This is a genomic window from Isoptericola sp. NPDC058082 (genome assembly GCF_042885055.1).
GTDB lineage: Bacteria > Actinomycetota > Actinomycetes > Actinomycetales > Cellulomonadaceae > Isoptericola.
In genome coordinates, this window is record NZ_JBHVSQ010000003.1 from 290,539 (window position 1) to 312,061 (window position 21,523).

Below are 21,523 nucleotides of genomic sequence, written 5' to 3' on the forward strand. Positions count from 1 at the left end.
TCAGGCTACAGGCGACGATGGGACGGTGAGCGCGCACGGCACCGATGAGTTCCCCGACCCCGCACCGTCACCCACCACCATGGACGACCTGCCCGACGAGACACCCGACGAGATGCCCGGCTGGAAGCGCAACGTCGCGATCTTCCTCACCGGCCAGACGATCTCGCTGCTCGGGTCGATGCTCGTGCAGTTCGCCGTGATGTGGCACCTGACGATCGTCACGCAGTCGGGGTCCGTGCTCATGCTCAGCATCGTGTTCGGCATGCTGCCGCAGGCGTTCATGTCGATCTTCGGCGGTGTGTGGGCCGACCGGCACTCCCGCAAGCTGCTGATCATCGGCGCGGACAGCGCGATCGCGACGATCACGCTCGCGCTCGCGCTGCTGATGCTGTCCGGCGTCGACGACCTGTGGCTGATCTACGTGGCGCTCGCGGTCCGCTCCACGTTCGCCGGCATCCAGACGCCCGCCGTGAACGCGATGGTGCCGCAGATCGTGCCGGCGCCGCAGCTCATCCGCATCAACGGGATCAACCAGTCCATCCAGTCCGGGATGATGCTGCTCGCCCCCGTGGTGGCGGCCGCGATCTACGCGAGCTTCGACATCGTCGCGGTGTTCTTCGTGGACGTCGTCACCGCGGTGCTCGGCATCGGCATGCTGCTGCTGGTCACCGTGCCGCGCCTGGTCCGGCACGACGACGCCGCGCCCGAGGACGGGGCGCCGCAGAAGCCGAGCTACTTCGGGGACCTGGCCGCGGGTGTCCGCTACATCCGCGGCCACGGCACCGTGAAGTGGCTCATGACGATCTTCGCCACGACCATGGTGCTCATCGGCGCGCCGTCCTACCTCACGCCGCTCATGGTGACCCGGACGTTCGGCGAGGAGGTCTGGAAGCTCACCACGAACGAGGTGTTCTGGGCGGCCGGCATGCTCGCGGGCGGGCTCGCGATGGCGTTCCTCGGGACCCGCGTGACCAACCGTGTGGCGCTGATCGTCGGGAGCACCCTCGCGGCAGGGGTGTTCACCGCCGGGCTCGGCCTGTCCACGAACATGTGGGTCTTCTTCGTGCTGGGACTGCTGATCGGCGTCACGTTCACGCTGATGTCCGCCCCCAGCATGGCCATCCTGCAGGAGACGGTCGAGCCCGAGATGCAGGGCCGCGTCTTCGGCTTCGTCGGCATCGTCATGACCGTCGCCATGCCGCTGAGCATGGTCGTCTTCGGCCCGCTCGCCGACCGGTACTCGGTGCAGGTGCTGCTGGTCGTCGCCGGCGCGCTGCTCGTCGCCTTCGTCGCGGCCGTGCTGTCCGTCCCGTCCGCGCGGCGGTCGCTCGCCGCCATCGCACGACCGGCGACGGACGAACCCGCCGAGGTCGTACCGGATCCCGCGAGGTAGGACTACCTCGCGGGGACCCGTGCTACCTCGCGGGGACCCGTGCTACCTCGCGGGGACCCGTGCTACCTCGCCGAGGGGGTGCTCCCTCGGGTCAGTCGACGATCTCGCAGATGGCGGCTCCGGCGGTGACGCCGTCGCCGGGCGCGGCGGACAGCGAGCGCACGGTGCCGGCCTTGTGCGCCAGCAGCGGCTGCTCCATCTTCATGGCCTCGAGCACGACGACGAGGTCGCCCTCGGCCACCTGCGCGCCGTCCTCGACGGCGACCTTGACGATGGTGCCCTGCATCGGTGAGGCGAGGGTCGCGCCGCTCGCCGCGGAGGACGCGCGGCCGTTGCCGCGGCGGGCGGGACGGCGGGCGGCGCTCGCGCGGCGCGCGCGACCGGCGGCCACGCCCAGACCGGCGGGCAGCACGACCTCGAGGCGGCGGCCGCCGACCTCGACGACGACGCGCTCGGCCAGCTCCTCGGCCGGCTCCTCGGCGTCGGGCACCGGAGCCGCGGCGGCCGGGGCGAGCCTGCCCAGCTCGTCGGCGAAGTCCGTCTCGATCCAGCGGGTGTGCACGCGGAACGCCGATCCGTCGGTGGGGACGAAGTCCTCCGCCTCCATCACCGCGCGGTGGAACGGCACGACGGTGGGGATGCCCGCGACCTCGAGCTCGCGCAGCGCGCGGCGGGCGCGCTGCGCCGCCTGCTCGCGGGTGGCGCCCGTGACGATCAGCTTGGCGATCATCGAGTCGAAGGCGCCCGAGATCGTGTCGCCCTCGACGACGCCCGTGTCGACGCGCACGCCAGGGCCCGACGGCCAGCGCAGCGTGGAGACGGTGCCGGGGGAGGGCAGGAAGCCCGCGGCCGGGTCCTCGCCGTTGATGCGGAACTCGAAGGAGTGACCGCGCGGGGCGGTGCTGTCGTACCCGAGCGGCTCGCCCGCCGCGATGCGCAGCTGCTCGCGCACGAGGTCGATGCCGGTGATCTCCTCGGTGACCGGGTGCTCCACCTGGAGGCGGGTGTTGACCTCGAGGAACGACAGGGTGCCGTCCGTCCCGACGAGGAACTCGCAGGTCCCGGCGCCGACGTAGCCCGCCTCGGTGAGGATGGCCCGCGAGGCGCGGTCGAGCTCGGCCTCCTGCTCCGGGGTGAGGAACGGCGCGGGCGCCTCCTCGACCAGCTTCTGGTGGCGGCGCTGCAGCGAGCAGTCGCGGGTGGAGACCACCACGACGTTGCCGTGCGCGTCGGCGAGGCACTGCGTCTCGACGTGCCGGGGGCGGTCGAGGAAGCGCTCCACGAAGCACTCGCCGCGACCGAACGCCGCCACGGCCTCGCGCACCGCGGACTCGTACAGCTCGTCGATCTCGTCGGCGCTGCGGGCGACCTTGAGGCCGCGGCCGCCGCCGCCGAACGCCGCCTTGATCGCGATCGGCAGGCCGTGCTCCGCGGCGAAGGCGTGGACCTCGTCCGCGCCGTTCACGGGGTCGGACGTGCCCGGGACCAGCGGCGCGCCCGCGGCCTTCGCGATGTGCCGCGCGCTCACCTTGTCGCCGAGGGACTCGATCGCCGCGGGCGGCGGGCCGATCCACACCAGGCCGGCGTCGAGGACCGCCTGGGCGAACTGGGCGTTCTCCGACAGGAACCCGTAGCCGGGGTGCACCGCGTCCGCGCCCGAGCGGCGCGCGACGTCGAGCAGCTTCTCGACGTCGAGGTAGGTGTCGGCCGCGCGCTGGCCCTGCAGCGCGAACGCCTCGTCGGCGAGCCGCACGTGCAGCGCGTCACGGTCGGAGTCGGCGTAGACGGCGACGGAGGCGATCCCGGCGTCGGTGCAGGCACGGGCGATGCGGACGGCGATCTCGCCGCGGTTCGCGACGAGGACCTTGCTGATGGTGGGCACGGCTCACGGTAACGCGTGCGCCGCCGTCCTCCGGCACCTGCGGGACGCCCGCGCCGAAGTCTGTGCCGGGTACCAACGACGATCCGGGCCGTTTGGAGGGATCCCACATGGACCCGGGCGGTAGGTGGTGCCGGATGCTCCCGGAGTTGGTGGTTTCGACAGTGGATTCGACAGGCTCAGCGGGGGTCGCGGAGCGAGCGCCAGGGGACCTCCAGCTCGCCCAGCAGCTCGCGCAGCAGGGGCAGGCTCAGCCCGACGACGCCGTGGTGGTCGCCCTCGATCCGGTCCACGTACGGGCCGCCGAGGCCGTCGATCGTGAACGCGCCCGCCACGTGCAGGGGCTCGCCCGTCGCGACGTAGGCGTCGATCTCGTCGTCGTCGACGTCGGCGAAGTGCACGGTGGTGGACGACGAGGCGCCGAGCGTGCCGCCCGTGCCGCCGTCCTCGGGCGCGCGGAGGTCCACGAGCCAGTGGCCGGTGTGCAGCACGGCCGCGCGGCCGCGCATCGCGCGCCAGCGGCGGCGGGCGTCCGCGGCGTCGGCCGGCTTGCCCAGCACCTCGCCGTCCAGCTCGAGCATCGAGTCGCAGCCGAGCACGAGGGCGGACACCTCGTCGTCGTCGTCCTCCTCCAGGCGCGCGCTCACGTCCTCCGCCTTGGCCTGGGCCAGGACGAGGACGGCGTCCGCGGGCTCGAGGTCGCCGCCGAACCCTGCGCGCGCGGCGTCGAGCACGGCGGGCTCGTCGACGGCGGAGACGACGACCCGGGGCGTGACGCCGGCCGCGGCCAGCGTGGCCAGGCGGGCGGGGGACTGGGAGGCGAGGACGAGGCTCACGGAAGGCACGGGTCGCACCCTACCGATCGGACGGCGGCCGGACCGGCGACCGGACCGGCGACCGGACCGGCGACCGGACCGGCTCAGCCCGTGTGCAGCAGCAGGGACGACACCAGCAGGACGACCGGCGAGGCGACGGTCGTGACCAGGATCGTGTCGCGCGCCAGCAGCTCGCCGGTCCGGAAGCGCGCCGCGTAGTTGTACACGTTCTGCGCCACGGGCAGCGCGGCGAGGGTCACGGCCGAGGCGACCTGCGCGGCGTCCAGCCCGAACGCGTACCGCGCGAGGACGAACGCGACCGTCGGCATGACCGCGGCCTTGAGCACGGACGCCACCACGACGGCCGTCCGCCCGCCGGGCTGCTGGAACGGGCGCGACCCGTGCAGCGACATCCCGAACGCGAGCAGGATCATCGGCACCGCCGCGCCGCCGAGGATCTCCAGCGGCGCGAGCACGGGCGCCGGGACGTCCCACCCGGTCAGCGAGACGACGGCGCCCGCGAGCGACCCGAGGATGATCGGGTTGCGCACCGGCTGCGCGAGCACGAACCGCACCGACACCCGCCCGGACGTCTGGGCGTCCAGCACCAGCAGCGTCACGGGGGCGAGGATCAGCAGCTGCAGCAGGATCACCGGCACGACGACGGCCGGGTCGCCCAGCACGTACACGGCCACGGGGAGGCCGATGTTGTTGGCGTTCACATAGCCGGCCGAGACGGCGCCGATCGTCGCCTCCGCGGCGGGCCGGCGCAGCCACAGCAGGTTGGCGACGACGAAGAGCCCGGCGACCGCCACCGCGGAGAGCGCCTGCACCAGCAGGGGCGCCTGGAAGAGCTCGCCGACGTCGGCGTCCGCGATGACAGTGAACAGCAGCGCGGGGCTGGCGACGAAGAACCCGATGCGGTTGAGCGCGGTCCGGGCGTCGGGGCCGCCGAGGCGCAGGCGCGCCGCGACGTACCCGACGGCGATGACCACGCCGATGATCGCGAAGCCGGTGAGGATGCCTTCCATGCCGGTCGACCTGCGGGGCGGGGGCGCGCCGCGTCAGCGGGCGTCGCGCAGGGCGCCGGTCAGCACGTCGAGGCCCACCGAGCCGAGGCTCAGCGCCCGGGCGTGGAACGCCCGCAGGTCGAACTCCTCGCCGCGCGCCCGCGCCGCGGTCCGGGCGTCGTCGCGGGCCTGCTCCCACAGGCGCTGGCCCACCTTGTACGACGGTGCCTGGCCGGGCCAGCCCAGGTAGCGGTTGAGCTCGAACCGCACGAACGACTCGGGCATGTTGACGTTCGCCTGGAGGAACGGCCACGCCTTGTCCGCGTCCCACACGCCCCCGCCCCAGCGCTCGGGGGCGGGCTTGCCGAGGTGCACGCCGATGTCGAGCACCACGCGGGCGGCGCGCATCCGCTGCGCGTCGAGCATGCCGAACCGGTCGCCCGGGTCGTCGAGGTGGCCGAGGTCGGCCATGAGCCGCTCGGCGTACAGGGCCCAGCCCTCGCCGTGCCCGGAGACCCAGCACATGAGGCGGCGCCACGAGTTCAGGGTGTCGCGCGCGACGACGGCGGCCGCGCACTGCAGGTGGTGGCCGGGGACGCCCTCGTGGTAGACGGTCGTCTTCTCGCGCCAGGTGTTGAACTCCGTGACGTCGGCGGGCACGGACCACCACATGCGGCCCGGCCGCGAGAAGTCGTCGCTCGGGGGCGTGTAGTAGATGCCGCCGGTCTGGGTGGGGGCGATGCGGCACTCGATGGTGCGCACGGGGCCCTCGATGTCGAAGTGCGTGCCCGCGAGGTCCTCGATCGCGGCGTCGGCGGTCTCCTGCATCCAGCGGCGCAGCGCGTCCGTGCCGTGCAGCGTGCGGGCCGGGTCGGCGTCCAGAGCGGCGACCGCGTCCTCGACGCTCGCGCCCGGGCCCGCGATCTGCCGGGCCACGGCCTCCTGCTCGGCGACGATGCGGGCGAGCTCGTCGAGACCCCACTCGTACGTCTCGTCGAGGTCCACCTCGGCGCCGAGGAACTCGCGGGAGAAGCGCGCGTAGCGCTCGCGGCCCACGGCGTCGCGCTCCGGCGCCTGCGGCGCGAGGTCGCGCTCGAGGAACTCGGCGAGGCGGGCGTAGGCACCGCGCGCGGCCGTCGCGCCACGCTCCAGCTCGGCGCGCACGAGGCTGCACGCGGCCGACTCGTCGAGCACCGCGGCGGCGTCCTCGCCGCGCACGAGGCCCAGGAAGAAGGAGTCCTCGCCGGCGAGCTCGCGCGACTGGGACACGCCCTCGCGCACCTGCCGGATCGCGGCGACCTGGCCGCGCCGCGCCGCCTCGGTGAGCGACGCGACGTAGCCGTCGATCGCGTCGGGCACCGCGTTGAGCCGCGCGGCGACGTTCTCCCAGGCCTCGACCGAGCCGGTGGGCATGAGGTCGAAGACGTCGCGCAGCTGCTGCACCGGCGACTCGATGTTGTTGAGGCTCGCCAGCGGCTCGCCCGCGTCGTGCAGCTCGAGCGCCAGGCCCACGCGCTCGCGCATCGCGGCCAGGGTGACCTGGTCGACGGCGTCGAGCCGGCCGCCGTCGCGCTCGGCCGCGTCCAGCTCGCGCAGCACGGCGCGGTCGGACTCGGCCCGGGCCTCGTGCCCGGCGGGGGACAGATCGGTCATGCGGTGGTCGTGACCCGGCAGGCCGATCGCCGTGGCGAGCAGCGGGTCGAGCTCGGCGGACCGGGCGACGTACGCGTCGGCGACGGCGTCGACCGCGGATGGGGTGCGGGGCGGGAGGGGGGTGCTCGAGGTCACAGGACGCACCCTATCGACCCGGCCCGAGACGGCGCGCCGCCTTTCCACCCCGCCGGGTACGGTCTGTCCTCGTGCACGAGGACGTGAAGAACACCCCCGGCCCCCGGACCCGACCCCTGAACGTGGTGGTCGCCCCCGACTCGTTCAAGGGCAGCGCCACGGCGACGCAGGTGGCCGCGGCGCTCGCGGCCGGGGCCCGCGCCGCCCTGGGCGCCGACGCCGACGTGCTCGCCGTGCCGTTCGCCGACGGCGGCGAGGGCACCCTGGACGCGATCCTCGGGGCGTGGGGCGAGGACCCGCGCACCTGTGCCACGACCGACGCGCTGGGCCGGCCCACGACGGCGCGCTACGGCGTCTCGCCCGACGGCCGCACCCTCGCGGTCGAGGCGGCGGAGGCCTACGGGCTGCCGAAGGTGTCGGACGTCGCGCTGCGTCCGCTGGACGCGACCAGCCACGGCGTCGGCACCGTGGTGCTCGCCGCTCTCGACGCCGCGCCGGAGGCCGAGGAGGTCGTGCTGTTCGTCGGCGGCTCCGCCACGACCGACGGCGGCGCGGGCGTGCTCGAGGCGCTCGGCGCGGTGCTGCTCGACGCCGACGGCTCGGCGGTGGCGCCGGGCGGCGGCGGGCTGCGCTCGCTGGCGCGGATCGACCTGGACGGCCTCGACCCCCGCGCCCGCGCGCTGCGGTGGCGCATCGCGTGCGACGTCGACAACCCGCTGCTCGGGCCGCGCGGCGCGGCCGCCGTCTTCGGGCCGCAGAAGGGCGCGACGGCCGGCGACGTCGTGGTGCTCGACGACGGGCTCGCGCACCTCGCCGACGCGCTCGCCGCCGCGACCGGTCACGACGCCCGCGACCTGCCCGGCGCCGGAGCCTCCGGCGGGCTGCCGGTCGGCCTGTCCGCCGCGCTCGGGGCCGAGCTGGTGCCCGGCGGGGAGCTCGTCGCCGAGGCGGTGGGGCTGGCCGAGGCACTGGCGGGGGCCGACCTCGTGCTCACCGGGGAGGGCCGCCTCGACGAGCAGTCCCTGCACGGCAAGGTCGTGGACACCGTGGTGCGGCTCGTGGCCGGCCGGGCGGCGGTCGTCGTCGTGGCGGGCGGCGTGGAGCTCACGCCCGCGCAGGTCGCGGACGCCGGGATCGCGGCGGCGTTCTCCCTCGCACCGGGGCCGCGCACGCTCGCCGAGCTCTCCCGCGACGCCGTGGTCGAGCTGGAGCGCACGGCGGCGCACGCGTGCCGGCTGTTCGCGGCGGGCCGCGCCTCGCGCTGACGCGTCAGCGCTTGCGGGTGCGCCGACGCACGGCGTCGGCCCAGCCGCGGTGGTACCGCACCACGACGGTCTCGGTGCCCGGCGCCCACCAGACGGCGACGGGGTCGCCGTCGCGCGGCGGCGGGAGCTGCTCCACCTCGTCCCGGCGCACCAGGTGCGAGAAGGCGCGGTCGGCGGTGCCGTCGTCCGTCGGGTAGGACACGAGGCCGCTGAGCAGGAGGCCGGAGCTCGTGCGGCGCTCGTTCACCGAGACCGTCCCCGTGGCCGCCCGGGGGGCCGCGCCGAACGCCGCAGCGTCGCGCCCCTCGGCGGCCTGGCGCTGGTCGTCCCGGTAGCGGACCAGGGCGGCGACGGCGGTGATCATGAGGCCGGCGAGCATGGCCATGAACAGCCAGAGCTCGACCTCGCCGGACGGGTCCTCGATCGTGCGTCGCAGCACGTAGAGGGCCGCGGTCACGACCAGGGCGGGCGCCCACAGCCACCGCCGCAGCCAGCCCGGGCGCGGAGGAACGGGCAGCTCCGCCAGCGGGGCGTCGACGTCGTCGGGGCTCTCGACCTGCTGCCAGACGACGCTCACGAGTGCAGGCTCCAGCGCCACGCGTCGGCGTTGTGCCGTCCCCAGCGACCGCCGAAGCTCTTCGCCGTCACGCCCGCGCCGTTGCCGCGCACCGTGCGGGCGCGGTTGGTCCATTCCTCGACCGGCGTCTCGTCGTCCGGCAGTCCGCTCGCCGACGCGACCGCCGCGAGCCCGGCCACCAGGGCGGCGACCTCGACGTCGTCGGGCCGCCCGCGCACCACGCGCACCTCGTTGCTCATCGGGCACCTCCGAGCGGGTCGTCGCCGTCCTCGTCGTCCAGCTCGTCGTCCAGGTCGTCGTCGCCGAACTCGACGGCCGCCCCGCGCGACGTCGCCCACTCCGCGACCTCGTAGCCACCGTCGAACAGCCGCTGCGCGACGTCGCCGCCGGCCTCGTCCAGCAGCTCGACGACGCCGTCCAGGGTGCCGGGCGAGCCCGGCGCCGGGTCGGCCACGACGAAGCCGAGGTAGAACACCTCGGCCGGCACGGCGCCCTCCGGGGCGTCGTGCGCGTGCTCGGGCTCCTCGTCGTCGCCCTCCCACACCGAGCTCGTGAGGTCGGGGTGCATGCCGAGGCCGTCGTGCAGCGCGTCGAAGACGGCGGCGTTGAGCTGGCCCACCCGGTTCTCCAGCGCGAGCACCCGCGGGTCCTCGTCCGCCTCGGAGGCGCCGAACTCGGCGCGAACGCCGACCGCGGTCTGCACGTACTCGTGCAGGGCGGCGGCCAGCGCGTCGACGGCGTGGTGCATGGGCTCGGGGTCGACCGACCCCAGCGGGGCGGGTCCGTGCGTGGCGTCCTCGTGGCTCATCTGCTCATTCTTCCCGGTTTCGACGGTGCTCAACCACCGGCGGCGTCACAGGGGGATGTTGCCGTGCTTCTTGGGCGGCAGGCTCGCGCGCTTGGTGCGCAGCGCCCGCAGCGCGCGCACCACCTGGACCCGCGTCTCGGACGGCCGGATGACGGCGTCCACGTAGCCGCGCTCGGCCGCGTCCCACGGGTTGACGATCGCCTCGGTGTACTCGTCCGTGAGGCGCTGCCGCTCCGCCTCGACGTCGCCGCCGGACTCCGCGACCTCCTTGAGCGCCGAGCGCTGCAGGATGTTCACCGCCCCCGACGCGCCCATGACCGCGACCTGCGCCGTCGGCCAGGCGAGGTTGACGTCCGCCCCGAGCTGCTTGGAGCCCATGACGATGTACGCGCCGCCGTAGGCCTTGCGCGTGATGACGGTGACCAGCGGCACGGTGGCCTCGGCGTACGCGTAGATGAGCTTGGCGCCGCGGCGGATGATGCCCTGGTGCTCCTGGCCGACGCCGGGCAGGAAGCCGGGCACGTCGACGAACGTCAGCACGGGCAGGTTGAACGCGTCGCACGTGCGCACGAACCGGGCCGCCTTCTCCGCGGCGTCGATGTCGAGCGTGCCCGCCATGGACAGCGGCTGGTTGGCGATGATGCCCACCGACTGCCCCTCCACGTGGCCGAAGCCGATCAGCACGTTCTGCGCGAACAGCGGCTGCACCTCGAGGAACGACTCCGGGTCGAGGACGGCCTCCACGACGGCCCGCATGTCGTAGGGCTGGTTGTCGCTGTCGGGGACGAGGACGTCGAGCGCCTCGTCGTCCTCGGTGACCTCCAGAGGCGTCTCGTCCTCGGGCGGGAACGACGGCGCGTCGCCCAGGTTGTTCTGCGGCAGGTAGCCCACGAGGTGGCGCACGTAGTCGATCGCGTCGTCCTCGTCCGCGCCCAGGTAGTGCGCCACGCCGGACTTGGCGTTGTGGGTGCGGGCGCCCCCCAGGGTCTCGAAGTCGACGTCCTCGCCCGTCACCGTGCGGATCACGTCCGGGCCGGTGATGAACATGTTGGACGTGCCGTCCGCCATGACGATGAAGTCGGTCAGGGCGGGGGAGTAGACGGCGCCGCCCGCGCTGGGGCCGAGGATGAGCGAGATCTGCGGGATCACGCCGGAGGCCGCGACGTTGCGCCGGAACATCTCGGCGAACTGCGTGAGCGCGGCCACGCCCTCCTGGATGCGCGCGCCGCCGCCGTCCGAGATGCCGATGATCGGCACGCCGGTGCGCAGCGCGAGGTCCTGCACCTTGGCGATCTTCTCGCCGTGCACCTCGCCCAGCGAGCCGCCGAAGACCGTGAAGTCCTGGCTGAACACGCACACCTGGCGCCCGTCGATCGTGCCGTGGCCCGTCACGACGCCGTCGCCCGCCACGCGCCGCTTGTCGAGGCCGAAGTTGCGGCTGCGGTGCACGGCGAGGGCGTCGAGCTCGACGAAGCTGCCCTCGTCCAGCAGCGCCTCGATGCGCTCGCGGGCCGTCTTCTTGCCGCGCGGGTGCTGCCTGGCCTTCGCCTTCTCCTCGGCGTCGGTCACGGCCTGGGACCGGCGGCGCTCCAGGTCGGCGAGCTTGGCGGCGGTGCCGGAGAGGGCGGGCGGCTCGATGTCGGTCGTGGGGCCGGTCGAGGGGGTGGCATCGTTCACCCGACCGACCCTAGTTGGTGGGTTGCCACGCATCGATGCGCGACAGGCTGCGGCCCGCCCGGATTCTTTGGAGGGACCCCACAAAGGGTCGGTGGCCGGCCGATGGGGCACGATCGGACCGTGACCAGTGCTCCTCGCCGTGACCCCCTCGACGTCCCCGCGCTGCGCCGCGCCCTGCTCGCGCCGGCGGGCCCCCTCGCCCGCCTCGACGTCGTCGAGGTCTCCGGGTCCACGAACGCCGACCTCGTCGCGGCCGTGCGGCGGGCGCCGGGGGAGTGGCCGGCGCCCGCGGCCCTCGTCGCCGAGCACCAGGTCGCCGGGCGGGGCCGCGCGGGGCGCGCCTGGGAGACGCCGGCACGCGCCGCGCTCACCGTCTCGGTGCTGCTGCGTCCGCGGCTCGGTCCCGCCCGGCTGGGCTGGCTGCCCCTGCTCGCCGGGCTCGCGGTCGCCCGGGCCGTCGACGCCGCCGGGGTGCCCGGCGCCGCGGTGAAGTGGCCCAACGACGTGCTGCTGCCGGCCGCTGACGACGTAGCCGGGCTGGGGCCGTTCCGCAAGGTCGCGGGGGTGCTCGCGGAGGTGGTGCCGGCCGTCGGGGTCCCGGGCGTCGTCGTCGGCGTCGGGCTGAACGTCGACCAGGCCGCGGCCGAGCTGCCCGTGCCGACCGCGACGTCGCTGGCGCTCGCGGGGGCGCGGGTCTCCCGCGAGGCACTGCTCGAGGCGCTCGTGCGGGGGCTGGTCGAGGCCGTCGGCGCGCTGGAGGACGCCGGGGGCGACGCGGGCGCGGCGGGCCTCGCGGCGGCGTACGCGGCGCGGTCGGCCACGCTCGGTCACCCGGTGCGCGCCGAGCTGGCCGGTGGCACCGACGTCGTCGAGGGCGAGGCGCTGCGGGTCGACGCGGACGGCAGCCTCGTGCTCGCGACGGGCGCGGGCGAGCGGGCCGTCACCGCCGGCGACGTGCACCACGTGCGCCGCTCCCAGCCGGGGCACAGCCCGCGCTGACTACAGTGGGGGCGTGACGAGCGACACCACGACGGGACCCGGCCTGCCGACGGACGACGACGCCCGGCGGGCGGGGGACACCGCGGCGCGGCTGGACGAGGCGATCCTCGGTGGTCCCCGCCGGTACACGCTGTCGGACCTCGTGGAGGGCACCGGTCTGTCGCGGGAGTTCATCGAGAACTACTGGCGCTGGCTGGGGCTGCCGGTCACCCACCCCACCGAGGTGGGGTTCACCGACGCGGACATGCGGGCGCTGCGCGAGATCGGCGAGCTCGTGGACACGGAGCGGCTGGACGAGCAGGCCCAGATGACGCTCATCCGCTCCCTCGGGCACACCACCGACCGGCTGGCGCTGTGGCAGGTGGAGGCGTTCGTGGAGCACCTCAGCCGCCGCGACGGCCTCGACGACGTGAGCGCGCGGCTCGCCGCCATCGACCGCATGCCGGACCTCACCTCGCAGCTCTCCCGTCAGCTCGAGCACGCCTGGCGACGCCAGCTCGCCGCGCTCACGGGGCGGCTGGCCACCGAGTTCGGGGGCGCGCGGCGCGGCACGCAGGAGGCCCACGGCGACGAGCTGCCGCTGCCGCGCGCCGTCGGGTTCGCGGACATCGTGTCGTTCACCAAGCGCACCGCGGGCCTCGGGTCGCAGGAGCTGTCGGAGTTCGTGCAGCTCTTCGAGTCCCGGGCCCGCGACGTCATCACCGAGGCCGGCGGACGCGTGGTCAAGACCATCGGCGACGCGGTGCTGTTCGTGGCCGACGACGTGACGACCGGCGCCGAGGTGGCGCTCGGCCTGGCGGCCCCGCACGCGACCGAGCCCGAGATCCCCGTGCGCGTCGGGTTCGTGTGGGGGCGGGTGCTGTCCCGGTTCGGCGACGTGTTCGGCTCCGACGTCAACCTGGCCTCCCGCATCACGGAGCTCGCGGAGCCGGCCACCGTGCTGGTGGACCCGCACACCGCGTCGCTGCTCGCGTCGTCGTCCCGCTACGCCCTGACGGCGCAGCCGCCGCAGGAGGTGCAGGGCATCGGCGAGATCACGCCGGTGCGGCTGCAGCGCGCCTACACCGGGGCCTGACGGCCGCGCGGCGGCAGACCGCCGTCAGGAGGCGTCCGAGCGCACCACGCGGAGGGTGCGGTCGCCGACGGCCAGGTCGTCCAGCGCCCGCTCGGTCGCCGCGTCCGCCGGGAGCAGCAACTCGATCCGCAGGTGCTCGCCGCCGCCGGGGACCAGCACCTGCGGCACCACGCGCAGGGCGCCGGCCTGCGCGTGGGTCAGCCGCAGCACGGCGTCCCGTCCCCGGTCGGCGACCGGGCGGGCCCAGCGCTCGGTGAACGCGGCTCCCGCCAGCACCGTGAGAGCGTCCACCAGCTCGCCCAGGATCGGGTCGGACGGGACCGACTCGCGCTGCAGGTCGGCCACCACGCGGTCCGCGACGGCGTCCCAGTCGGGGAAGAGGTCGTGGGCCCGCGGGTCGGTGAGGACGACGGGCGCCAGCCGCGGCTCCCCGTCGTCGAACAGGCCGGCGGGCGCGAGGAGCGCCCGGTAGGCGGGGGTGCACGCGAGCACGGTGCCGAACCGGTCGAGCAGGACGGCAGGGGCCGGGGCGAGCCGGTCGAGCACGGCGCGGGTGGTGGCCGGGACGTCGTCGTCCGGCGCGGTCGCCAGGCAGACGCCCGACCCCTGGACGTCCTTGGCGGCGAGCAGCAGCACGCGCCGTTCGTCGTGGCCGAGCCGGAGCGCGTCGGCGAGCGCGCCCATCACGGCGGGTGACGGGTGCCGGTCACGCCCCTGCTCCAGGCGGGTGAGGTACTCCACGCTCACGCCGGCGAGCACCGCCAGCTCCGCTCGCCGCAGGCCCGGGGTGCGGCGGCGCCCGCCCTCGGGCATCCCGACGTCCCGCGGGCGCACGTCTTCGCGGTACGCGCGCAGCAACGAGCCGAGGTCGCGGTCGGTCATGCGGCCAGGGTAGGCGCGCCGCGGCGTCGGAGAGTGGCCCTGGCGCGGCCAGCATGGCGGCGGCCTCCATGTGCCGTGCCGGCCGCGCGACGGTGGACGGCGTCGGCACCGACCGGTGGCCGACGCACATCCGTCGCGAGGAGAGCAGCATGGACCTGGGACTGCAGGGGCGCACCGTCGTCGTCACGGGGGCGTCCGGGGGGATCGGGCGGCACGTCGCCGCCCTGTTCGGCGCGGAGGGCGCCGACGTCGTCGTCACGTACCGCGAGTCGAAGGACGACGCCGCGCGGGTCGCGGAGGAGATCGGTGGACGCGCGCTCGTCGTCCGCTACGACCAGACCGAGGACGGCGCGGCCGAGGGGCTGCGCGACGCCGCCCTCGCGTGGACCGGCCGCGTCGACGTGCTGATCAACAACGCGGTGAGCTGGAGCCCGCCGGGGGCGGACGGTCCGCGTGACTTCGAGGACGTGCCCGACGACGCCTGGCTGGAGCCCGTGCGCGCGAACGTCGAGGGGGCCGTGCGGCTGACCCGCGCGGTCGCGCCGACGATGCGCGCGCAGCGGTGGGGACGCCTCGTGCACCTGTCGTCCATCCTGGTGCGCGACGGCGACGAGGGCACGACGTACTACGCCACGGCCAAGGCGGCGCTGCACGGGTTCAGCCGGTCGGTCGCGTTCGCGCTCGGGCGCGAGGGCGACATCCTGTCGAACGTGGTGCTGCCCGGCCTCACCCGGACGGTGCGCAACGCGGGGATCGTCGAGGCGTTCGGCGAGGCCTCGGCGGCGCGCGCCCCGCTCGGCCGGCTGCTCGACGCCCGCGAGGTGGCGAACGCCGTCGCCTACCTGGGTTCCGCGGCGAACACCGGCATCACCGGGCAGGAGGTCGCGGTGACCGGCGGCGCCTGACCGCGCTCACGACCGACCCGTCGCGACGACGTCCGGGTCCCGCGGGTCGGGGTCGACGTCGATGAGCGAGGGCCGGTTGTTCTGCACCGACCCGACGGCGTCGCCCACCGGGCGGGTGGCCATGCCGACCTGCGGTCCCGTGACGATGCCCATCGCCTGCTCGGCCCCGACGGCGGGGTCGAGCCAGGCGTCCCACGACGCGCGCGGCAGCACCACGGGCATGCGGTCGTGGATGCGCTCCAGGTCCTGCGACGCCGCCGTGGTGATCACGGTCGCGGAGACGAGCCAGCGGTCGGGGTCGTCGTCCGCCTTCGTCCGGTCCCGCCAGAACTCGTACAGGCCGGCGAGCGCCGCGACGCCGCCGTCGTCCGGGTGGATCCAGTAGGGCTGCTTCGGCACCTTGCCCTTCGACCCGCCCTTCGACCCGCCCTTCGACCCGCCACGCTCGGGGGCGCCGGGCGGCAGCTCGAGCTTGCGCCACTCGTAGTAGCCGTCGGCCGGCAGCAGGCAGCGCCGGACGCCGAGCGGCTTCGCGAACGCCGACTTGTCGAGGAGGGTCTCGGTGCGCGCGTTGATCATGCGCGCGCCGATCGACGGGTCCTTGGCCCACGACGGCACGAGACCCCAGCGCGCCAGCCGCAGCGAGCGCGTGATCTCCCCGGTCTGTCCGCCCTCGAGCCGCTGCGGGCGCTCGACGACGATGCGCACGGCATCGGTGGGGGCGACGTTCCACGACGGGGGCAGGAGGCGCGCGTCCTCCGCGATCTCGGCGACGGCGAGGTCGTCGGCGATGTCCTGGGCGTCGCGGAAGGACGCGTAGCGGCCGCACATGGGTCCATCGTGACGCATCCCACCGACACCCGTGCGGGTGGCCGCGGGATTCTCCCTGGGCTCGGTCGTAACGATTCGATAGGATCGGGGTCATGCCCTCCGACTCCGCGAGACTTCCGCGCGCCCGCTCTCCGTACCGTTGGGTCATCATGCTCGGGGCGCTCGCAGCGCTGCCGGCGTTCACCGTCGACATGTACCTGCCGTCGCTGCCCGAGGTGGCGGCCGACCTGGGCTCCTCGGCGTCGTTCGCGCAGCTGTCCGTCTCCGTGATGCTCATCGGCGGCGCCCTGGGGCAGCTCACCATCGGGCCGCTGTCGGACCGCTTCGGGCGGCGGGCGCCCCTCATGTGGGGCCTGGCGCTGCACGTGGTCACGTCGGTCCTGTGCGCGTTCGCGCCCAACATGACGATCCTCGTGGGCCTGCGCCTGATGCAGGGCTTCTTCAACGCCGCCTGCGGCGTCGCGGCGATGGCGGTCGTGCGCGACCGGTTCGTCGGTGCCGAGGCTGCGCGCATCCTGTCCCGGCTGATGCTCGTCATCGGCGTCGCGCCGATGCTGGCGCCGACCTTCGGTTCGGCGGTCGCGGCCGCGGCGGGCTGGCGCTGGGTGTTCGGCTTCCTCGCGCTCGCGGGCGTGGCGATGGGTCTGGTCGTGTGGCGGTTCATGCCGGAGACGCTCCCGGCCGGGCGCCGGCAGGCCGGCGGCGCGCGCGGCGTCTTCGCGGGCTACCGCACCCTCGTCAAGGACCGGCAGTTCATGGCGCTCGCCGTCATCCCCGGGCTCGGGCAGGCCGTGCTGATGAGCTACGTGGTCGGCTCGCCGTTCATCTTCCAGGAGGGCTACGGGCTGAGCCACGGGCAGTTCTCCGTGCTGTTCGCCGTCAACGGCCTGGGCCTGGTGCTGTCCGCGCAGGTGAACGCCGCCCTGGTGCGGCGCGTGGCGCCCATCCGGCTGCTGCGGGCTGCGCTCGCGATCCAGGGCGTCGTCGGGGTCGGGCTGCTGGTCGTGGCGCTCACCGGGGCGGGCGGGCTGATCGGGCTCCTCGCGATGCTCTGGCTCGTGCTCGCGTTCCAGGGCCTCATCCCCGCCAACGCGTCGGCCATCGCCCTGTCCCGGCACGGCGAGCGCGCGGGCACCGCGGCCGCCGTCATCGGCGCCGTCCAGTCCGGCGTCGCGGGCCTCGTCTCCCCGCTGGTGGGCGTGCTCGGCGGCGACGCCGTCGCGATGTCCTGGGTGATGCTCGCCGCGCTGGCCTGCGCGCTCGCCGTCCTCGCGTTCGCGACGCCGGCCTACCGCAAGGACGGCTGGGTCAAGCTGGCGTGATCGCTCGACGGCCCGACGTCGGACGAGCTCAGGCGAAGCCGAACACCGGCCCGAACGCGACCACCACGAACGCCGCCCACACCGCGTAGACGGGCAGGAAGCGCGTCTGCCACCGGACCAGCGCGCCGAACGGCTGCCGCTCGCGCAGGAAGCCGAGCAGGAGCAGCCCGGACCGGGCCAGGTGCACCAGCAGCAGCAGGTTGAGCCCCAGCGCGGCCACCTTGTTGGGGCTGAAGCCGAACTCGGCGATGCGGGTGAGCATCGCCGTGAGCGCGACGGCGTCCACGGCGAGCGCCGCACCGACGAGCACGAGCTGGAGCCCGTCGAACCAGCCCGGCCGGGCGAGCGAGTCGCGTGCCGACACCGAGTACAGCAGCAGGCAGAGCACGAGCACGAGGATCGCGTCCATGAGGATGAGCAGCTCGCGCTCGACGTCCGCGAGCCCGCCGGCGCCGAGGAGCACGACCAGCGTCACGAGCAGCATCACGGTCGTCAGCGGCGTGAAGACGCGCGTGAGGACGGGGGCGATGTTCTCCACCACGTCCTGCTTGGCCTCGACGAGCCACGCCCCGACGACGACGGCGCCCGGCACCGCGAACGGCATGATCCAGTCCTCCATCGCGGGCTCGATGTCCACGCCGACGAGGCTCTGCGTCGCGGCCGTGAGTCCCAGCAGGACCCCGCCTCCGATCGCGAGGAGCGTGACGTACACGACGAGCTCGCCGGTGAAGCGCGCGAAGTCCATCCGCGGGTCCTGGTCCCGCCACCGGCCGCCCACGTAGACCACGCCGACCAGCGCCCACAGCACGACGGGGGCGTGCAGGGCGGCGAGCACGACCGTCGAGCCCGTGTCGACGTACGGGTAGACGTTGAGCACGACGGCGAGCAGCGCGTACGGGACCAGCAGCGCGGCGACCACACGCCACGCGACGCGGCGCTTCCACACGAAGTAGGCGGCCAGGAACGGCGCCGTCATCAGGGGGACGTTGCGCAGCAGCGCCGAGTCCGTGTCGAACACGGCGAGCGCGACCTTGAGGGCGATGCCCGCGCCGACGGCGAGCGCGAGGACGACGGCGAGCTCGCGCCAGGCCGGGCCGGACGCCTGCGCGGGGTCGTCGTCCGGGACGAGGACGAGCTGCTTCCACAGCCGTTCCGAGTGCTCGCGCGCGAACTCGTGCGAGACGGCGTCGAGGTTGCCCATGCGGCGCACCGCGACGAGGAAGGCTTCGTCGTCGTCGAGACCCGTCGCGGTGAGGTCGTCGACCCGGCCGCGCAGGTGGTCCTCCATCTCGTCCACGTCGGCGGGCGCGATGGCGCGGTGGCGCTGCACGTACGACCGCCACTGGTCGATCTGCGCCTCGAGGCGCTCGTGCTCGCCCATCATGCCCAGCCGTCCGCGACGGCCGGCCGGGCCGGGGCCTGGGCCGCCTGCTGCGCGGACCGCCAGACCTGGTGCAGCACGTCCGCGACGACGGACCACTGCTCCTGGCGCTCGGCGAGCGCGTCGCGCCCTGCCGGGGTGAGCGCGTAGTGCTTGCGGCGCCGGCCGGCCTCGGAGGTGCCCCAGGTCGCGACGACCAGGCCCAGGCGCTCGAGCCGGTGCAGGAGGGGGTAGAGCATCCCGTCGGTCCACTGCATCCGGCCGCCCGAGAGCTCCGTGACCCGCTTGAGGATGGCGTACCCGTACGACTCGCCCTCCGCGAGGATGCCGAGCACCAGCGGGGTGGCGGACGCCGCCACCAGGTCCTTGTCGAAGCGCACCTCGGGCTCCTATGTCTAGATCTGCTAGGGGTGTTGAACCTAGCAGATCTAGGCATTGCTCGGGAGGGGGCGACCGGGTGGTCCGGCGCCGGGCTCCTCAGGCGCCACGGGATCGTCGCCCGGCGTTCATCCAGGGTTCGTCCAGCCGTCGCGGAGCGCCGGTGGGATCAAGCCATGACTCGCTCTCCGAACCAGGCTCGCGCCCTGCGCCTCGTCGCGGCCGGCGCCGCCGCGGCGGTCGCGCTCATCACCGCGGGCGGCACCGCCGCCCTCGCGGACGGGCGCCCCGGCGACCACGGCGCGCATCACGCGGCGCCCGGCCACGGGCGACCGGGCGCCGTCACGACCCACCTCGTCCCGACGCTCGAGGGCCGCGCGACGCTGTCCGCGGACTTCCTCGCCGAGGGCCCGCCGTCCGGCGCCCAGGCCTCGGCCGCCAACGGCCGGCAGGGCCCCTGGGACGGTCAGGTGATCCCCGGCTTCTCGGCGATGGTCGACAACGGCGACGGCACGTTCTGGGCGCAGCCGGACAACGGCTTCGGCAGCCAGGGCAACTCCGCGGACTTCCTGCTGCGCAGCTACCTCGTGAAGCCCGACTGGGACACGGGGCGCACGGGCTCCGGCTCGGGCGAGATCGAGGTGCTCGACCACGTCTCCTACAACGACGAGAACGAGGTGCTGGACTTCGGCATCGTTCACGGGGACACGGACGAGCGGCTGCTGACCGGCGCCGACTTCGACGTCGAGTCCGTGGTGCGGGCCGACGACGGCACGCTGTGGGTGGGCGAGGAGTTCGGCCCGTTCCTGCTGCACTTCGACGCCGACGGGACGCTGCTCGAGAAGCCCTACCCGCTGCCGGGCGGGCTGCGGTCGCCGCAGAACCCGTACCTGGCCGACGGCGAGGAGCCCACCGTGCGTGCCAGCCGCGGCTTCGAGGCGATGGCGGGCGTGCGCGGCGGGCGCTACCTGTACCCCGTGCTCGAGGGCGCCCTGGTCGGTGACGCCGACCAGCGCCGCCGCGTGATCCACGAGTTCGACACCCGGCGCGGGGAGTACACCGGCCGCACCTGGGACTACCAGGCCGACCAGGAGGCGAACGTGCTCGGCGACGCCTTCGCCGTGGGCAAGGACTCGTTCTGGCTGGTGGAGCGCGACGACTTCGAGGGGCCCGCGTCGGTCACCAAGCGCGTCTACGAGATCGACCTGAGCAGGACGGACCGCGACGGGTTCGTCCGCAAGGAGCTGGTCCTCGACGCGCTGCGCGTCGAGAACCCGCGCGGGATCGACGCGGGGGAGGGCTACGGCCTCGGCGAGACGTACGCCCTGCCCGTGCAGTCCTTCGAGACGGTGCTGCGCCTGCGCGACGGCCGCGTCCTCATCGGCAACGACAACAACTACCCGGGCAACTCCGCCCGCCACCCGGGCACGCCCGACGACACCGAGATGGTCGTGATCGACCTCGAGAAGCAGCGCACCCGCGACGACGGCGTGACCGTCATCGGGCACCGCGGCGCGTCCGGCGACCGGCCCGAGCACACGCTCGCCGCCTACGAGCAGGCGATCCTGCAGTGCGCGGACGTCATCGAGCCGGACGTCGTGCCGACCAAGGACGGCGTGCTCGTCGCCCGGCACGAGAACGAGATCGGCGGCACCACCGACGTCGCCGAGCACCCGGAGTTCGCCGACCGTCGCACCACGAGGACGATCGACGGGACGGCGGTCACGGGCTGGTTCACCGAGGACTTCACGCTCGCCGAGCTGCGGACGCTGCGTGCCACGGAGCGGCTGCCCGAGCTGCGCCCGGGCAACACGGCCTTCGACGGGCTGTACCAGGTGCCCACCCTCGACGAGGTGCTCGACCTCGCCCGGCACTCGGAGACCTGCGACGGCGAGCCGGTCGGCGTGGCGCCGGAGACCAAGCACCCCACGTACTTCGCGTCGATCGGCCTGCCGCTGACGGACCCGCTCGTGGCGGAGCTCGCCGCGAACGGCCTCGACTCGCGGCGCGCCCCCGTCGTCGTGCAGTCCTTCGAGACCACCAACCTGCGCGAGCTCGACCGGCGGACCGACGTGCGCCTCGCGCTCAACGTCTCCGCCGCCGGCGCGCCGTACGACCTGGTGGCGGCCGGCGACCCGCGCACCTACGCCGACCTCGTCACCCCGCGCGGCCTGCGCGACCTCGCCCGGTACGCCGACATCGTGAGCCTGGAGAAGAACGTCGTCGTGCCGCGCGCCGCCGACGGGACGCTCGGCCGGCCGACCTCGGTCGTCCGCGACGCGCACCGCGCGGGGCTGGAGGCCTACTCATGGACGTTCCGCGCCGAGAACCAGTTCCTGCCGGCGGAGCACCGCTCGTCCGCGGACCCCGCCGCGCACGGCGACCTGGCGGCCGAGCTCGACACGTTCCTCGACACCGGCCTGGACGGCATCTTCTCGGACCAGCCGGGCCTCGCGGTCGACGCCGTCGCAGCCCGGCGATGACCGGTCGCGCGGGGGGGTGAACCTGTGGTTGCACGGGGCACCCCTCGCGCGAACG

19 protein-coding genes are annotated in these 21,523 nt (G+C 74.6%); 7 read left to right on the top strand and 12 right to left on the bottom strand.

Features of this window, described 5'->3' with window-relative positions; genetic code table 11:
* The first annotated feature begins 25 nt into the window (after positions 1-25).
* Positions 26-1,393: an MFS transporter gene (locus ACFVS0_RS06320; protein ID WP_430562702.1), complete on the top strand. Its 1,368-nt coding sequence runs from the start codon at positions 26-28 to the stop codon at positions 1,391-1,393.
* Between the two features lie 91 nt (positions 1,394-1,484).
* Here the strand turns inward: ACFVS0_RS06320 and ACFVS0_RS06325 are convergent, their stop codons facing one another.
* The 4 genes from ACFVS0_RS06325 to ACFVS0_RS06340 all read right to left on the bottom strand — a co-directional run bounded on the left by ACFVS0_RS06325 (position 1,485) and on the right by ACFVS0_RS06340 (position 6,885).
* Positions 1,485-3,275 (bottom strand): acetyl/propionyl/methylcrotonyl-CoA carboxylase subunit alpha, encoded by a 1,791-nt coding sequence (locus ACFVS0_RS06325; protein WP_430585058.1) that lies wholly within the window; start codon positions 3,273-3,275, stop codon positions 1,485-1,487.
* 176 nt (positions 3,276-3,451) lie between these two features.
* Positions 3,452-4,117: a nucleoside triphosphate pyrophosphatase gene (locus tag ACFVS0_RS06330; protein ID WP_430585059.1), complete on the bottom strand. Its 666-nt coding sequence runs from the start codon at positions 4,115-4,117 to the stop codon at positions 3,452-3,454.
* A 74-nt stretch (positions 4,118-4,191) separates the two neighbouring features.
* The gene (locus ACFVS0_RS06335) at positions 4,192-5,118 is read right to left on the bottom strand and encodes an AEC family transporter (protein WP_430587470.1); all 927 of its coding nucleotides are present in this window, start codon (positions 5,116-5,118) and stop codon (positions 4,192-4,194) included.
* A gap of 33 nt (positions 5,119-5,151) precedes the next feature.
* On the bottom strand, positions 5,152-6,885 hold the full coding sequence (locus ACFVS0_RS06340) for a DUF885 domain-containing protein (RefSeq protein WP_430549706.1): 1,734 nt from the start codon (positions 6,883-6,885) through the stop codon (positions 5,152-5,154).
* A gap of 71 nt (positions 6,886-6,956) precedes the next feature.
* On the opposite strand from ACFVS0_RS06340, the gene ACFVS0_RS06345 reads away from it, so the two are divergent.
* Positions 6,957-8,150, top strand: a complete 1,194-nt coding sequence (locus tag ACFVS0_RS06345) for a glycerate kinase (RefSeq protein ID WP_430587471.1) — start codon at positions 6,957-6,959, stop codon at positions 8,148-8,150.
* Between the two features lie 4 nt (positions 8,151-8,154).
* Here the strand turns inward: ACFVS0_RS06345 and ACFVS0_RS06350 are convergent, their stop codons facing one another.
* From ACFVS0_RS06350 to ACFVS0_RS06365, 4 genes are read right to left on the bottom strand one after another with little or no spacing between them, the layout of a single operon-like run.
* Entirely contained in the window at positions 8,155-8,727 is a 573-nt protein-coding gene (locus ACFVS0_RS06350; RefSeq protein ID WP_430587472.1) for a hypothetical protein, read from the bottom strand.
* The gene (locus ACFVS0_RS06355) at positions 8,724-8,966 is read right to left on the bottom strand and encodes an acyl-CoA carboxylase epsilon subunit (protein WP_430549709.1); all 243 of its coding nucleotides are present in this window, start codon (positions 8,964-8,966) and stop codon (positions 8,724-8,726) included. The genes ACFVS0_RS06350 and ACFVS0_RS06355 overlap by 4 nt, the downstream gene beginning before the upstream one ends.
* Positions 8,963-9,535 (bottom strand): hypothetical protein, encoded by a 573-nt coding sequence (locus tag ACFVS0_RS06360; RefSeq protein WP_430562696.1) that lies wholly within the window; start codon positions 9,533-9,535, stop codon positions 8,963-8,965. Before ACFVS0_RS06360 ends, ACFVS0_RS06355 begins: the two co-directional genes overlap by 4 nt.
* 45 nt (positions 9,536-9,580) lie before the next feature.
* Positions 9,581-11,212, bottom strand: coding sequence for an acyl-CoA carboxylase subunit beta (locus ACFVS0_RS06365; RefSeq protein ID WP_430587473.1), 1,632 nt, complete (start codon positions 11,210-11,212; stop codon positions 9,581-9,583).
* A 120-nt stretch (positions 11,213-11,332) separates the two neighbouring features.
* On the opposite strand from ACFVS0_RS06365, the gene ACFVS0_RS06370 reads away from it, so the two are divergent.
* Both ACFVS0_RS06370 and ACFVS0_RS06375 read left to right on the top strand, forming a co-directional pair.
* A complete protein-coding gene (locus ACFVS0_RS06370; protein ID WP_430587474.1) occupies positions 11,333-12,211 on the top strand; it encodes a biotin--[acetyl-CoA-carboxylase] ligase in 879 nt (292 codons plus the stop codon).
* A 13-nt stretch (positions 12,212-12,224) separates the two neighbouring features.
* Complete coding sequence (locus tag ACFVS0_RS06375; RefSeq protein ID WP_430587475.1) at positions 12,225-13,286, top strand: adenylate/guanylate cyclase domain-containing protein; 1,062 nt, start codon at positions 12,225-12,227, stop codon at positions 13,284-13,286.
* Between the two features lie 24 nt (positions 13,287-13,310).
* Here ACFVS0_RS06375 and ACFVS0_RS06380 read toward each other — a convergent pair whose 3' ends face one another.
* Entirely contained in the window at positions 13,311-14,168 is an 858-nt protein-coding gene (locus ACFVS0_RS06380) for a helix-turn-helix transcriptional regulator (RefSeq protein ID WP_430587476.1), read from the bottom strand.
* A 149-nt stretch (positions 14,169-14,317) separates the two neighbouring features.
* Here ACFVS0_RS06380 and ACFVS0_RS06385 point away from each other — a divergent pair, with 149 nt between their 5' ends.
* On the top strand, positions 14,318-15,073 hold the full coding sequence (locus ACFVS0_RS06385) for an SDR family NAD(P)-dependent oxidoreductase (protein ID WP_430562692.1): 756 nt from the start codon (positions 14,318-14,320) through the stop codon (positions 15,071-15,073).
* A 6-nt stretch (positions 15,074-15,079) separates the two neighbouring features.
* Here ACFVS0_RS06385 and ACFVS0_RS06390 read toward each other — a convergent pair whose 3' ends face one another.
* Entirely contained in the window at positions 15,080-15,904 is an 825-nt protein-coding gene (locus ACFVS0_RS06390; RefSeq protein WP_430587477.1) for an SOS response-associated peptidase, read from the bottom strand.
* A 92-nt stretch (positions 15,905-15,996) separates the two neighbouring features.
* Between ACFVS0_RS06390 and ACFVS0_RS06395 the strand changes: the two genes are divergently transcribed.
* Positions 15,997-17,226, top strand: a complete 1,230-nt coding sequence (locus tag ACFVS0_RS06395; protein WP_430585065.1) for a multidrug effflux MFS transporter — start codon at positions 15,997-15,999, stop codon at positions 17,224-17,226.
* A 28-nt stretch (positions 17,227-17,254) separates the two neighbouring features.
* Here ACFVS0_RS06395 and ACFVS0_RS06400 read toward each other — a convergent pair whose 3' ends face one another.
* Together ACFVS0_RS06400 and ACFVS0_RS06405 are read right to left on the bottom strand one after the other, a co-directional pair.
* On the bottom strand, positions 17,255-18,610 hold the full coding sequence (locus ACFVS0_RS06400) for a permease prefix domain 1-containing protein (protein WP_430587478.1): 1,356 nt from the start codon (positions 18,608-18,610) through the stop codon (positions 17,255-17,257).
* On the bottom strand, positions 18,607-18,987 hold the full coding sequence (locus ACFVS0_RS06405) for a PadR family transcriptional regulator (RefSeq protein WP_430587479.1): 381 nt from the start codon (positions 18,985-18,987) through the stop codon (positions 18,607-18,609). The genes ACFVS0_RS06400 and ACFVS0_RS06405 overlap by 4 nt, the downstream gene beginning before the upstream one ends.
* A 174-nt stretch (positions 18,988-19,161) precedes the next feature.
* Here ACFVS0_RS06405 and ACFVS0_RS06410 point away from each other — a divergent pair, with 174 nt between their 5' ends.
* Entirely contained in the window at positions 19,162-21,468 is a 2,307-nt protein-coding gene (locus tag ACFVS0_RS06410; protein WP_430587480.1) for an esterase-like activity of phytase family protein, read from the top strand.
* Positions 21,469-21,523: the final 55 nt, after the last annotated feature.

What these genes read in the sequence shown, in the direction of transcription:
- ACFVS0_RS06335 (WP_430587470.1), bottom strand. Translation starts at nt 5,118, where the DNA reads ATGGAAGGCATCCTCACCGGCTTCGCGATCATCGGCGTGGTCATCGCC.
- ACFVS0_RS06355 (WP_430549709.1), bottom strand. Translation starts at nt 8,966, where the DNA reads ATGAGCAACGAGGTGCGCGTGGTGCGCGGGCGGCCCGACGACGTCGAG.
- ACFVS0_RS06360 (WP_430562696.1), bottom strand. Translation starts at nt 9,535, where the DNA reads ATGAGCCACGAGGACGCCACGCACGGACCCGCCCCGCTGGGGTCGGTC.
- ACFVS0_RS06380 (WP_430587476.1), bottom strand. Translation starts at nt 14,168, where the DNA reads ATGACCGACCGCGACCTCGGCTCGTTGCTGCGCGCGTACCGCGAAGAC.
- ACFVS0_RS06385 (WP_430562692.1), top strand. Translation starts at nt 14,318, where the DNA reads ATGGACCTGGGACTGCAGGGGCGCACCGTCGTCGTCACGGGGGCGTCC.
- ACFVS0_RS06390 (WP_430587477.1), bottom strand. Translation starts at nt 15,904, where the DNA reads ATGTGCGGCCGCTACGCGTCCTTCCGCGACGCCCAGGACATCGCCGAC.
- ACFVS0_RS06395 (WP_430585065.1), top strand. Translation starts at nt 15,997, where the DNA reads ATGCCCTCCGACTCCGCGAGACTTCCGCGCGCCCGCTCTCCGTACCGT.
- ACFVS0_RS06400 (WP_430587478.1), bottom strand. Translation starts at nt 18,610, where the DNA reads ATGATGGGCGAGCACGAGCGCCTCGAGGCGCAGATCGACCAGTGGCGG.
- ACFVS0_RS06410 (WP_430587480.1), top strand. Translation starts at nt 19,162, where the DNA reads ATGACTCGCTCTCCGAACCAGGCTCGCGCCCTGCGCCTCGTCGCGGCC.